General features: G+C 47.5%; 10 protein-coding genes. 7 read left to right on the forward strand and 3 right to left on the reverse strand.

Translation table 11 applies throughout. The features are described 5' to 3' along the window. Positions 1-3: 3 nt before the first annotated feature. The gene (locus tag ACUN27_RS10500) at positions 4-2,760 is read right to left on the reverse strand and encodes an alpha-mannosidase (RefSeq protein WP_326062388.1); all 2,757 of its coding nucleotides are present in this window, start codon (positions 2,758-2,760) and stop codon (positions 4-6) included. Positions 2,761-3,041: 281 nt separating this feature from the next. Between ACUN27_RS10500 and ACUN27_RS10505 the strand changes: the two genes are divergently transcribed. Genes ACUN27_RS10505 through ACUN27_RS10515 form a run of 3 tightly spaced genes read left to right on the forward strand, consistent with a single transcriptional unit; the run spans position 3,042 to position 5,980 of the window. Further along, a complete protein-coding gene (locus ACUN27_RS10505; RefSeq protein WP_445560614.1) occupies positions 3,042-3,986 on the forward strand; it encodes an ABC transporter permease in 945 nt (314 codons plus the stop codon). 24 nt (positions 3,987-4,010) lie between these two features. After that, complete coding sequence (locus tag ACUN27_RS10510) at positions 4,011-4,928, forward strand: carbohydrate ABC transporter permease (RefSeq protein ID WP_445558847.1); 918 nt, start codon at positions 4,011-4,013, stop codon at positions 4,926-4,928. A gap of 35 nt (positions 4,929-4,963) precedes the next feature. Next, on the forward strand, positions 4,964-5,980 hold the full coding sequence (locus ACUN27_RS10515; protein ID WP_315955483.1) for a glycoside hydrolase family 130 protein: 1,017 nt from the start codon (positions 4,964-4,966) through the stop codon (positions 5,978-5,980). A gap of 98 nt (positions 5,981-6,078) precedes the next feature. On the opposite strand, the gene ACUN27_RS10520 is transcribed toward ACUN27_RS10515, so the two are convergent. Continuing rightward, complete coding sequence (locus ACUN27_RS10520; RefSeq protein WP_315955482.1) at positions 6,079-8,403, reverse strand: helix-turn-helix domain-containing protein; 2,325 nt, start codon at positions 8,401-8,403, stop codon at positions 6,079-6,081. Between the two features lie 251 nt (positions 8,404-8,654). After that, positions 8,655-9,623 (reverse strand): oxidoreductase, encoded by a 969-nt coding sequence (locus ACUN27_RS10525; RefSeq protein WP_445558848.1) that lies wholly within the window; start codon positions 9,621-9,623, stop codon positions 8,655-8,657. Positions 9,624-9,769: 146 nt separating this feature from the next. Here ACUN27_RS10525 and ACUN27_RS10530 point away from each other — a divergent pair, with 146 nt between their 5' ends. The 4 genes from ACUN27_RS10530 (at position 9,770) to ACUN27_RS10545 (ending at position 13,328) form a co-directional block, all read left to right on the forward strand. Next, positions 9,770-10,213, forward strand: a complete 444-nt coding sequence (locus ACUN27_RS10530) for an Lrp/AsnC family transcriptional regulator (RefSeq protein ID WP_315955480.1) — start codon at positions 9,770-9,772, stop codon at positions 10,211-10,213. Positions 10,214-10,465: 252 nt separating this feature from the next. Continuing rightward, complete coding sequence (locus ACUN27_RS10535) at positions 10,466-11,542, forward strand: carbohydrate ABC transporter permease (protein ID WP_445558849.1); 1,077 nt, start codon at positions 10,466-10,468, stop codon at positions 11,540-11,542. A 22-nt stretch (positions 11,543-11,564) separates the two neighbouring features. Beyond that, positions 11,565-12,458 (forward strand): carbohydrate ABC transporter permease, encoded by an 894-nt coding sequence (locus tag ACUN27_RS10540; RefSeq protein ID WP_315955478.1) that lies wholly within the window; start codon positions 11,565-11,567, stop codon positions 12,456-12,458. A 63-nt stretch (positions 12,459-12,521) separates the two neighbouring features. Next, the gene (locus ACUN27_RS10545) at positions 12,522-13,328 is read left to right on the forward strand and encodes an HAD family hydrolase (protein WP_445558850.1); all 807 of its coding nucleotides are present in this window, start codon (positions 12,522-12,524) and stop codon (positions 13,326-13,328) included. The last annotated feature ends 6 nt before the right edge of the window (positions 13,329-13,334 follow it).

Consider the following 13,334-nt stretch of genomic DNA (forward strand, 5'->3'; position numbering starts at 1 on the left):
GATTTAGGACTGCTCATGCTGAAAAGCATAAGTGATAATTTCACACTTGCCCGCAGTGGTGCGGATTAGCCCGTCTGCGAGCTCGGTTGAATCGTGCCGACGCTCCAGGATGTCGCTCTGGTAAGCTGAAGCGACCGGGAAGGATGGCTTCAGCGTCAGCTGATCCGTCTCGTGGGCAAGATTGTACAGTCGGACGATGACATCATCATGGTCCAGAGACATCTTAAATGCCGACAAAGCAAGGGATGAGCCACTCCATTCCAACGCTTGATAACGGGGCGGTAGTGTACCTTGCTGCTGTTCCAGCGCAGTCGTGTGGAACCATGGCGACTGGAACTGATACGCCGAGACGAATGCGCCGGCTTGGATCGCGGTGCCCTTATGCGGATAAACCGCAAACTCGACCGTATGATCGCCAAGACATTGGGCTTCCGGTGTCGCGAAAACGCCCCAATCGCCCAACTCGGACACACTGCGAAGCAAGGTGACGGCAATGGTGTTCTTGCCGCCATGCAAGACCTCATATTCGTTCAGCCCTTTATTCGCGATCGTCAGGCCTTGTGTGCCATCCGATACGCTGATGAAAGCTTGTTGATGCTGCGCGTTGCTCGGATTAATCCACTCCTTGGCAGGAATCGTATCGCGCTCAGCAGCTTCAAAAATCGAATCGGCCAGATGCGTCGACGCTGTCAGCCCGGTAGGGAACAGTACCCGGAGGCGGTGATCCTTGGCTTGGTTATTGTAGGAAGCCGACACCTGAATGCCTTTCCCAGATTGTTCGAGGCTGATGCGGGTGGTCAGCTCGAATGGCACCAATTCGCTTGAGCGCGAAGCCGTACGCTTGCGGAAGGGAACCATTTTCCGCTTCTCTTCTTCGAACAGCTCCGATGCGGAAGCCGGGATGAGCCAAGTATGCTTAATCTCATAGGTCACTCGATAAGGTTCGTTTTCAACCAGCTTCACTTGAGCCGGTAACCCTTTGGTAGTCAAGGCAACATCTCCGTCAGGCTGGCGGAAGACGTACTCGTTGCCGAGATCGCCGCAGTTTTCGTACACACCCATGCCTTCATAGGTGTAACCTGTCTCTTTATCGGTAATGTCGTAGGAGCCGTCTGCGTGAATGCTAACCGCTATATGCGCATTGGCCATGCCGAAATCCGTTGCGATTAGCGGACTGTTTGTTGCTTCAGCATGCGCTGTAGGTTCGCTAACCCATGCCCACGTCTTGAAGCCCAACGCCGGAACCTGCTGCGCTTCGAAAGTCAGCGCGATTCTGCGCGCCATGTAAGGCTGCCGGAATTTGTCCTTCGGCAATTCGTAGCCGAAGTGCACGCCCAAATCCTCCGCCTTGGCCGAAATAGCCTGGCCTAGGTCGTCTAGCAGTAAGCCATTGTCCAAGTTCAATGGCAGTTGGGCCAGTCTCTCCGCAATGGCCGGAGGGTTCGGGCCTTCCTTGAAGTAGGATTTGGCGACGATCAGTTCAATACGGACTGTACCTGTACGCTCCCAGCCCGTCATGTTGTAGATCGTGAATGGCAGACTGTTTTTCGGCCAGAAACCTACGCTGGCTGTATCGATTTGTCCAGCTATAACCTGCAAGCTTTCGTCGATGATGGTCTCGGTCAAGTGCCTGCTCTTGTCGAATCGCGTGACCATCTCCCGATGAACCTCGTCCACGCTGCATCCGCAGATGCTGTCATGCGGGTGGTTCTGCATCAGCGTCTTCCACGCATGGGTGAGCAGTTGGTGCGGGTAGGCTTTGCCGGCCGCCAGATGAGCTAGCGTCGCAAGAGGCTCGGCGCCTTTCTCAAGCAGCGTCTGTCCCAGCTGGTTCAGCTGCTTGAGATAGACACGGGCGGATGCGGTATTGACCAGCGTGCCCCAGCCGTCGGTATGCTGGCTGCGCAGCTCGCCTTGGATGGTCACCATGTCATCGGGCAGCTGCTTTTTGAGCGCATCGATATACTGCTCGAAGCTAGAGTGAATGAAATCCACATCAGGGTAGAGCGCTTTGGCGGTGTCGATAGCTTCGCTAAGGTCGCGTTGGATCGGCTGATGGTCACAGCCGTTCATGAACAGCAGCTCCGATGTCGACGCGTATTTCTGTGCATCGCCAAGACGCTTGTCCCAGAATGCCTTAGCTGCTTCGGCTTCGACCGGAACCTCGTTGCCGTTGCTGTACCAGTTAGCGAACAGGATTCCGATAACTTTGGAGCCGTCCGGGGCCGACCAATACATCTCCGAATACGGAGATTCATAACCGGAGCCGTTCACGTCAATGACAACATTGTCGAAACCGGTTGGTTTTACACCGCGCCCGAACACGGCCGTATCGATGTCCGCTTGTTTTAGCAATTGTGGCGCTTGGCCCATGTTGCCAAAGGAATCAGGAAAGTATCCCAGCTTGGAGATAACGCCGTATTTGGCCGCATCCTGATGTCCGATCAGCAAATTCCGGACATTCGCTTCCGAACTGGTCAGGAATTCATCCTGCAGGACATACCAAGGTCCAATAATGATGCGGCCTGCTTTGATGTAGGCTTCCAATTGCTCTCTTTTTTCAGGATGAACCTGTAGATAGTCCTCGATAATAATCGTTTGTCCATCCAAATGGAAATAACGGTACTCAGGGTCACGCTCCAACGTTTCTAGCAGATCGTTCATCAGTTCGGTCAATAGATAGTGATGACGCTCATAAGGCATATACCACTCTCGATCCCAGTGACTGTGTGAGATCAGATGAGCTGATTTTTTAGTCATAGAATAAAAACCCTCCTTTTATAAAGTAAAAATGGTGACCAAAAATCAGTTATTTTTATTGTACTTCGTAGACAGATTCACACAGATCGTTGTGAATGACAATATGTATGATTTGCTCATGATAATTCCTTGCCTATCAAGGCTTTGAAGGGCTGAAGAATGACAATGCAGATTTCACATATTTACGAAAACCCTCGGTTTTTCTACACTTTAGAAGACGAATGAAAGCGTTAGCAGCAACCAACATGCAGAGAAAGGAGAGGATGAAGGAAATGAGTACAATGAGTCAGCAAACAGCAAGAAACACGAAGGTGTCAAGCAGCAGTTCACTGTTTATGAGAATGAAGAAAAACTGGGAACTGTACTTATTTATCGCCCCGGCCTTTTTGTATTTCCTGATCTTCCAATACGGACCGATGTACGGGATTCAAATTGCCTTTAGAAATTTCACGCCAACCAAGGGGATCTTTGGGAGTGACTGGGTAGGATTCGCACATTTTGAGCGGTTTTTTCATTCCTACTACTTCTGGGATTTATTGTGGAATACGTTTAGTCTCAGTCTTTATGAGCTTGCGATCGGATTTCCGCTTCCCATTATATTGGCTCTAGCTTTTAATGAAGTGAAGAATGGTTTTTTCAAGAAAGGTGTTCAAACGATTACGTATGCACCGCATTTTATTTCTGTCGTGGTCATGGCGGGGATGGTCATTACCTTCCTATCCCCATCAAGCGGAATCATCGTGAAGTTGATAGAGCTGTTCGGTATCCATGCTCCGGCTTTCTTGACGGAGCCGAGCTGGTTCAAGACGGTGTATGTCTTCTCAGGGGTTTGGCAGAATACCGGCTGGGGGACGATTATCTACCTGGCGGCACTGTCCGGCGTAGACCCGCAGCTGCATGAAGCGGCTATCGTGGACGGAGCGAGCCGGTTCAAACGCGTTATTCATATTAATCTACCGACAATTGTGCCGACGATTACCATTTTATTGATTTTGAATGTGGGTAATATTCTGGGCGTGGGTTATGAGAAAGTATTGCTGCTGCAAAACCCGCTGAACATAAATTCGTCCGACGTGATATCTACATTTGTCTATCGTACGGGGCTTGTCAGCGCACAATACAGCTTCTCCACAGCCGTAGGTCTGTTCAACTCGTTGGTCAACGCTATCTTGCTGATTAGCGTTAACAAAATTGCCAAGCGCATAAGTCAAACAAGCTTGTGGTAGACAAGAAGAAGGGAGGAGTCATCTATGGCTGTTGCCACTGCAGTGAAGGAGACGAAGGGTGACCGGATTTTCCTCATCATGAACTATGTGTTTTTAAGCTTAGCTTTGATCGTGGTGTTGTACCCCGTTCTGTATATTATTAGCGCCTCGATGAGCGATCCCAAGTATGTAAGCTCTGGTGAGATGTGGCTGTTTCCAAAGGGGCTTAATTTCAAAGGATATGGGCTTGTATTCGATAACATAAAGATTTGGAACGGCTATGGAAATACACTTTTGTATACCTTTATCGGTACGTTGCTGAACCTGGTCGTAACGCTGCCTGCTGCCTATGCGCTCAGTCGAGCGGACTTTGTTGGCCGCAAGTTTTTCATGGGAATGTTTCTGGTCACGATGTTCTTCAATGGAGGTCTCATTCCGACCTATCTGTTGGTGAAAAACCTGGGATTGATGAACTCCATTGGAGCACTCATCTTGCCGGTAGCTGCTTCGGTGTGGAATATCATCGTTGCTCGCACGTTTTTTGAGTCCAGCATCCCCAAGGAGCTTCATGAGGCAGCTTATATGGATGGCTGCACGAACTTTAAGCTGTTCGGGCTTATTATCATTCCGTTAGCTGCGCCAATTATTGCGGTGATGGCCCTGTTTTATGGCGTAAGCCATTGGAACAGTTATTTCCCTGCGTTAATTTACCTTAATGACGAGACGAAATATCCGCTGCAAATGGTGCTGCGCCAAATTCTCGTCCTGCAAGAAATGACGGCGGAGACCACAGGTGCTGCGATTAGCGGCGATATGGCTATCGCGATGAATAACAAGGCCGAGATTGCAGCACTTGTAAAATATGTGGTTATCATCGTGTCCACCTTGCCAATTGTCGTAGTGTATCCTTTCTTGCAGCGCTATTTCGTACAAGGCGTCATGATCGGTTCCGTCAAAGGCTAGTTGCAATTTACCCAAATACCTAGGAGGCAATAAGTATGAAAATTACAAGACATCAGAGTAACCCGATTGTCGTTCCGGGAGGCTACGAATGGCGCAAAGTGACGGTGTTTAATCCGGCTGTTATCATTGACAACGACAAATTCTACATGATTGAGCGTACGGCGGGCTCCCTGACCCCTTGCAAAAACTTCCTGGGCCTTCTGGAAAGCGAGGACGGCGTTAATTTCACCCATGTGAAAGATGAACCTGTTCTGACGCCTGATGAGCTCGGATTCCCTTATGGTAGTGTTCAGGATCCACGTGTTGTCAAAATCGATGGCACGTTCTACATGAACTATGCTCTGCGTCCATGCGCCATGAATTACTACCCGACGAATCGCGGTGTTCCGGAGAGATCGTTCCCGTCGTATCCAGACGGTTGGGGAGAGCAGGAAGTTCATTGGCGGACGCGCTCTTCGATCGCCAAGTCGACCAATCTGATCGACTGGGAATTTGTAGCGGACACGACTCCGCTGGAGATCAATGATCGCGACAACATTTTGTTCCCGGAGAAAATTAATGGCAAGTTCGTTATGCTTCGCCGTCCTGAGGAATATGTAGGGGAAGAATACGGCACGGAAAAGGCTGCCATGTGGATTACGTATTCGGAAGACTTGATTCATTGGGAAGAGCCGAAACTGCTGGCCAAAGGCGAGAATCCCGCATGGGAATCACGGAAAATCGGAGGCTCCACGCCGCCGGTAAGAACGGATAAAGGCTGGCTGGTGCTCTACCACGGTGTCGATGACGAGATTGTCTATCGCATGGGGGCGCTGCTGCTGGATCTGGAAAACCCGGAGAAAGTGATTGCCCGCACGAAGAACTTCATCATGGAACCGGAGACGTATTATGAGAAATTCGGCTACCAAATTCCGAATGTGATCTTCCCAACAGGGAATGTCGTGAAGGATGGGCTGCTTTATATTTACTACGGAGTGACGGATACGGCGATCGCTTTGGCTACCGTGCCTCTGGACGAGTTAGTTGACTACATCCTTAACGAGCCTCAATAAATTTTGAAAAAACCAAGGAGCTAAGCGGCCTGTTCTCGCTTAGCTCCTTGGTTTTTTTATTTGCTTTCCGTAATTCAACATGTAGTGAAATCTTCCCGTTATTCCTGTTCTTTTTTGGATGAAGCATATAGTTTCCGATATTGACCCGGCGTGTAGCCCGTTTCTTTCTTGAATTTACGGATAAAATTCGGAGCGTCCAAGTAGCCGACCTGTTCGATGATATCCTTTAGGGGTGCGGTTGTATGGACCAGCAGGCGAATGACTTCTTCCATTCTTCTTTGCCAAATATATTGCGTAAAGTTATGGCCTATTTTCTCTTTGAAGGTGCGGCTCAAGTAGGAGATCGATATGGAATATTTGAGCGCCACATGCTCGAGACTGAGCGTGTAGTCAGCGAATTTCTGATCCACATACGCAACGATATCTTCAATTAAAGAAGGCTGCTCCGTTTCCGTATTCCGTTCGACCTGCTGGCAGATGCTGACGGCCAGGGAGGTTAATCGGTCCTCAAGTTCTTCCAACGTTTCGAAAATGGTGAAGTTGTGAATGCCGGCGAACACTTCGCTGACCCCCAACTCATGGGCTGTTTTCAGTAATGAGTTCAACAGATCAAAGCAGATGCAGCGCAGTAATGCGGCGGGGACGGCGGCCTCCTTGATCTCGGCGATCAGATCAACAATGACCTGATTAGCTACCGTTTCGTTCCCTTGCTTCAAGCTTTGCTCCAGCTTGAGCATCGACTTCTTCGGCAGCCAGTAGGCTTCGGACGAAGTTGATGCGATCATATCTTGCAATTGTTCGAAGTAGGTCACTCGTCCGTTAGATCCCAGGATCCGATTATCAATCGCCGTGGCGGCTTCAATAAACGATTGGTTGATCGATGCGAGGTCCGGGTAAGGCATTCCGACACCGATATAAGGCATAATTTGAATGTTGTTGTTGATCATGACTTTGATTGCTTCGACAACATCCTCAATTCGCTTCTGGGCTGGCTCTTGAGCATCCTCAGGGACGGAGACGAGCAAGGCCAGTTGGTCCTTCGTCGAAAATTCTACGCCGTAAACGCGGGCTTGAAGACTCGGAAATTCCAATTCGTTGAACATCTCTTGCAGATGCTGCCGAATGTTTGAGGAATCCCCGCCCTCGAGATTGTCATCCCACGCGAGAATGAGGGAGACGTATAGTCCTTGCCCGTGCGGGTATTCCAGCCCGGCACTCGCCACCATGCGCTCAATTTCCGGATCATCCGGCTTGCCGTGCTTAAACAATAGCAGCAGACACTGGTTACGGACGAATGGCTCCTGGGTATCGATGCGGGCGCTGTAATCATGAATCGTTTGCTTGATCCAGTCCCATTCGTTCCGGGTCATATCATAATTGGAACTCTTCATCTTCGTGAATTCGATCAAATCCCTAATCGGGTGATACTGCCGCTTGGCTAAGATCATGGCTACGATGATGCCGAATAAAACGGTGATACAGAACACCAGAAGGAATAAGGTCTGGATATGGACTACTTTGCTGAAAAATTGATGACTTGGGATCGCAGTTACATAATTCCAATTGTTCTCCTTGGACCTTACCGAAACTACGGAGTGTTCTATGCCGTCGAGCTTCATGCTATGTATACCAGGTTCTAGAGAGGCCAAGGACGCAACGGCCTGTCCCGGAAGTGCGTTTCCGTGATTATTAGACGTGAGAAGCTGCCCGTCTTGATTGAAAATGTAGCTGCTGCCTGAAAAATTGTTGAGTATCGTGTCCATAACGCCGGTCAGCTTCGCCTCACTGACCATATAGACGACTGTGGCCGTAGGATAGAGATCGTTCGGTTTGATCGGGAACAGCATCGTCAGCATGGAGTCATTACGCGAGTTAACGGTTACATTCTCGGCTGGGCGAATCATCGGCTGCTTGATTTTATTCAAATCGTTATAGATTTGGTCGCTGTTCCAATTGCTATAGTGGTACCAGTCTCCAAATGCTACATGCACATTCGTTAAACCTCGATATGAGTAAATATTCTCATCGTTATGGAAGTATAGAAACAAATCTTCCAGAATGCTGCTATTCACTTTGTAATTCCCCAAGGTATCGATAGCTTCCATCTCATAGTACGGATGATGCACCATGTAGGAGCTGAGCTGCTTGTCATAAGCAATGCGGCTTGTAATTTGCTGCAGTTCACTCATTCGTTCATCGATTGATAATTTGACTTGAATGAGTTGGTTGACGTTCGTCTGCTCAATTTCTCTGCGCAAATCATTGATTGCGTTTTCATAGATGAAAATCGTAACGCCGGTCAAGGGAATGAGGAACATTAATATGTAAGATAAGGCATATTTAAGAAGCAGCTTCGATTTAAAGCTGTTCCAAGACATTTGGAAGCTGGACACAACGGATGACTTAAGGGATGATTTCGACATGAATGCGCTTCCTCTCCATACTAGACTAACATAGATCAACTAGAGGGTTTTAATTGTTTGCATCTCCTCATTATGGCTGAAAAATAAGCCGGTGTAAAGGAAGGAGAGAGCACCTTTCTAGTAGGATATAAGTTTTTGTCGCACCCGACTGACCCAAAAATAAAAAAAATAGCAGCGGCCATGGACGAAAATTATGTCCTAGACTGCTGCTGTTTTCTGATGAGAGTGAGAGAGCAAGATCACCGTATCGCCTATTGAAGTAGTTGAGCCGCAAAATCCGGGTCTTCTATGAGCGGTCGACCGATTGCAATCATATCAGCCAATTGATCCTGAATGATTTGGTCTGCAAGACTGCGACTATTAATTATTCCGACAGCAATAACTGGTATTTTCAAATGTTGTTTAATAATGGCTGCATGGGGAACCTGATAAGCAGGATATATATGATTCGGTTGCGCAGAGACTAGACCACCCGTTGAAACGTGGACTGCATCAAGCTCTGATTCCAGTGGCTGTAACATTCGGGCTATGTCCTCAGGAAACAATCCACCTTTTACATAATCCGTGGCGGAAACCCGAATCGTAATCGGATAATTCTTGCCGACTTCTCCTCTGATAACCGTAAGTACATCCCTCAAGAACCGTGACCTGTTTTCAGGACTGCCTCCATAGGAGTCGATACGTTGGTTCGACAACGGTGATAGAAATTGATGGATCAAGAAACCGTGAGCAGCATGGATTTCAATCCCATCAAATCCGGCCATAACGCTACGTTTTGCAGCTAAACGATATTGTTCAGCAATTTGTTGGATATCAGCCAGTGACATAGCTTCTGGTGACCCGTAATGTTCATCATAGGCGATTGAACTTGGGGCCATTAGCTTTTTTGTAACCAACGGTGATGATTTTCTTCCCCCATGCGACAACTGTATAAATAAGGGGGTTTGCTTAGCGTGAACAGCCTCTGTTATCTTTTTGAGCGATTCTATGTGATGATCGGTAAAAATACCGATGTCGTTATTGAAAAGGCGCCCGCTGTCCGATACCGCTGTCGATTCCACGATGACTAATGAAACATGATTAGCTCTGCGGCTATAAAATTCAGTATGATGATTTGTGGCAAAGCCTTCTGGGGTTCCTGCATATTGCTGCAAAGGTGCCATAATGAGTCTATTTTTTAAGCTTATTCCGCCAATCTGGATGGGTGTATGGATTGTCATTTCTTCATCTCCTCTCGGTTTGTTAATGACATTTTACTTCGGGAAATATATAATTCACATATGATAATTAAGTTGTATTCAGTATTATAACTTAAATATTTATTTGATTAATTGAACATTCTTTATAAAATGAGGTGTTTCTTTTCATGGACCATATCGATTCCAAGATTTTGTCATTCATGCATGAAAACGCAAGGATCCCCATATCAGAAATAAGCCGAATGATTACAATGTCACAGCCTGCAGTCACAGAACGACTCCGGAAGCTTGAGGATCAAGGGATCATAACAGGCTACCGCACAGAGCTTTCTCCGCAGAAACTCGGTAAACTTACAACGTCTTTCGTTTTATTCCGAACCAATAGATGTAAGGATTTTCTAGCATTCAGCGAAAATTCTCCGGAAATTATTGATCTTTACAGAATCAGTGGTGAGTATAACTATTTGATGAAAGTTTTAACGGAATCTACTTCATCTCTTGCCCAATTCCTGGATACCTGCAATGCTTTTGGATTTAGTATGCCTCTAATTGTTCTCTCTACGGAATTTGAAGACAGAAGTCTAATTGCAGCAATACAAACAGTGGAGTGAACATACCGTCACGAAGACTCTATTCCTAAATTTACAAAGGGAATAGAGTCTTTCTTTTTTTGAAAAACAATACCGAATATGCCCGTTCTTATCCATAAAATGACCGTTCTGACTACAGCGGATAACGACTTGTGTAAACATCGGTAACATCGGCAACAATTTCTTAAAGCATCTATAATTATCAGCAAACAATTGCTGGCTACAATAAGTGAAGTAAGGTGAACAAAAGGCAGATAAGAGAGGAGATTCCAAGTGATAACGAAAGAAGCTGCTGCTTATGACAACAAGCCTATTCCAAAAATGCGGGAGCGTATCATCGTCAAGTCGCGTTCTCGGAGAAAAGCAATAGAAGCTCGGACGGGATTATGTTATGCCCTTCCGGCATTGGCTCTGTTATTGCTGTTTCGATATTGGCCGCTTCTATTCGGCATGTGGATGAGTTTGTGGAAGTGGGGTTATGTGCCGGAGCGATTCGTAAGATTCGATAATTACATTCGTATTTTTACAGAAGACCTCGTTGTGCAAGATCCAACCGTCGGTTTACAGCTGGGCCCTGTCGGACAAGGTTTCATGGTTACCGTATTTTACGCCATAGGCACGATTCCTTTGTCATTGTTGCTTTCATTTTTTGTTGCCTATGTCTTGTTTCATATAACGAGAGGCAGAACCTTGTTGCGCGTCCTTTTCTTCCTTCCGTACGTTACTTCACAGGTTGCGGCGGCAATTGTATTTAAATGGATTTTCCATCCAAGCGTGGGCCTTGCGAATTGGGCTGTAAACAAGGTGGGAGGAACGCCGCAGCAATGGCTGACGGACCCGGATCCCATTCTAATTAAGCTGATTCAATCGCTTGGCGGACACTGGCCATCTTCGATCCCAACGGCATTCGCAGGTCCGACTTGGGCGCTTGGTGTCATCATGTTGTTCACGATATGGGGGAGTCTGGGCTTCCAAATTGTTGTGTTCTTATCAGGGTTGACGCAAATTCCTCATGATTTGACGGAGTCGGCCCGAATCGATGGGGCAAGGACGTGGCATACGATCCGTCATATTACGCTGCCACTACTGTCGCCGACTTGGTTTTTACTCATCATTGTCTCTGTGATTGGCGCTTTCGAATCGTTTAATGCGTTTTATGTGTTCTCTGGTGGAGAAGGTGGGCCATTAGGTTCCACGATGTCACTGCCTTTGTATATTTTCAGAAGCTTCTATGTGTACGGTCAAGTTGGTTACGCATCGGCCGTTTCGATGGTATTATTCGTACTTTTGCTTGGATTAACTTGGCTGCAGCTGCGTTACGGCGAGAAAAAGGTTCACTATATGCATTAATGCAGAATGGAGGATGAGAAGAATGTTTGGCTCAGTAGGATCAAGCCGATCTTCCCGAATAACATGGTTAATCGTGTGGATTTGCACGGTGTTGTTAGCCTGCTGTGTGGTGTTCCCATTCGTATGGATGATTCTGACTTCGCTAAAAAGTGCGGAGGAAATTAATCGCATGCCGCCAACGTGGCTGCCGGATGTATGGCACCTCAAGAACTACGCGGAAGCATGGTTAAAACCGGAATCCACCTTTCAGCGCTATTTTGTCAATACGGTGATTATCGCTGGTGTTGGCACGGCACTCCAATTACTTGTGTGTGTACCGATTGCTTTTGCCATTACCCATTTTACATTTCGCGGTCGTAATCTCATCTTTATGCTCGTGGTGATCACCATGCTCATTCCCTTTGATGTTACCTTGGTCCCTAACTTCGTGACGATGCGGCATATTCCGTTTGCCGGCGGTAACGATTGGGCGGGGAACGGGGGGCAAGGTTTCTATGACAGTTATATGGGCATGATGCTGCCGTTTTTGGCGGAGGCTTTCACCATATTTTTGTTAAGACAAGCTTTTCTATCTGTGCAAAAAGAGTACTGGGAAGCTGCTCAAGTGGATGGCATGTCGAGCGCCCGATATCTGTGGTCCGTACTGCTGCCACTCGTACTGCCTTCCTTGATTACGACAGCATTACTTGCTTTTATCGGAAAATGGAACGGTGTCCTTTGGCCATTGTTGATCACATCAAGTGAATCGCTCAGGCCATTGCAAGTGGGTTTATTATATTTCGTTAGTGAAGAAGGACCTAATTATCACCATTTAATGGCGGCGGCTACTTTTACAATCGCTCCAATTGTCGTGCTGTACTTGGTCGCGCAGCATTGGTTTCATCAAGGGATTACCTCAGCTGGGCTAAAAGGATAAGCCAAAGTTGGACGCTTTAGAATTATAAAAAAACAAATAAGAAAGACACTGGAGGAACATCAGATGGATTGGCTGCATGAGATTGAAGTCGTCTTATTCGACTTAGATGGCACGCTTTATCAGGACGGCACATTTTACAAACGGTATTTGGAATTGTTGTTTCAAGAGGGAGATCATGCAGCAAGTTTGGATGAGATTCTGGAAGAAATGGATCGTTTACTTGAAGGTAAGCATACAAGCGGCATTGGGGACTGGTACCACCCGAGCACGGATACTTGGTCACGGGTAACGTTAGAGAATCCAGTGGAACCACCACATCAAGATGAGAATCCCCCAGGTATTTATGCCGGCGATGCATGGAGCTTGGTTAGCATTTTTACCGTCAAGCACGGGATCGGTGAGGCTAAGCGTCAGGAAGCTTTTCAGCAGGTGCGCAAGGAAATGCTTCAGGGCTCATCGAGTTTCGAACGCCATGCAGGGTTATATGAGGCTATTCGTCAATTGAGCGGAGTCCGCTTGAAGCTGCTGCTCACGAATTCGCCTGAGAATACAGGGCGTGAGTTTATTGCTGCACTTGGCGCCAACGAGTTGTTTACGGATATTAAGTACGGGGCGGGCAAGCCGGCTGGATTGGAACATTTCATGAGTGAGCTGATGAAACGAGAGGGGCTGCGGCCTGAACAAATTCTCTCGATCGGCGATCACGCTTGGAACGATCTGTATCCGGTGCGTCAGCTAGGCGGACGCACAGCGTGGATATCCGCGTACCCATCGTCCGACCCGTCGCCGTGGGATGTACGATTGACAACGCTGGATGAACTAGCATCCTTTTTGACGGATATTCAGCATAGCAGACTTAAACACGTTTAGAGGAGG

The organism is Paenibacillus sp. WC2504 (assembly GCF_052682475.1).

Excerpts from the sequence above, each read along its gene's own strand:
- ACUN27_RS10500 (WP_326062388.1), bottom strand. The coding sequence starts at position 2,760 with ATGACTAAAAAATCAGCTCATCTGATCTCACACAGTCACTGGGATCGA.
- ACUN27_RS10505 (WP_445560614.1), top strand. The coding sequence starts at position 3,042 with ATGAGTCAGCAAACAGCAAGAAACACGAAGGTGTCAAGCAGCAGTTCA.
- ACUN27_RS10510 (WP_445558847.1), top strand. The coding sequence starts at position 4,011 with ATGGCTGTTGCCACTGCAGTGAAGGAGACGAAGGGTGACCGGATTTTC.
- ACUN27_RS10515 (WP_315955483.1), top strand. The coding sequence starts at position 4,964 with ATGAAAATTACAAGACATCAGAGTAACCCGATTGTCGTTCCGGGAGGC.
- ACUN27_RS10520 (WP_315955482.1), bottom strand. The coding sequence starts at position 8,403 with ATGTCGAAATCATCCCTTAAGTCATCCGTTGTGTCCAGCTTCCAAATG.
- ACUN27_RS10525 (WP_445558848.1), bottom strand. The coding sequence starts at position 9,623 with ATGACAATCCATACACCCATCCAGATTGGCGGAATAAGCTTAAAAAAT.
- ACUN27_RS10530 (WP_315955480.1), top strand. The coding sequence starts at position 9,770 with ATGGACCATATCGATTCCAAGATTTTGTCATTCATGCATGAAAACGCA.
- ACUN27_RS10540 (WP_315955478.1), top strand. The coding sequence starts at position 11,565 with ATGTTTGGCTCAGTAGGATCAAGCCGATCTTCCCGAATAACATGGTTA.
- ACUN27_RS10545 (WP_445558850.1), top strand. The coding sequence starts at position 12,522 with ATGGATTGGCTGCATGAGATTGAAGTCGTCTTATTCGACTTAGATGGC.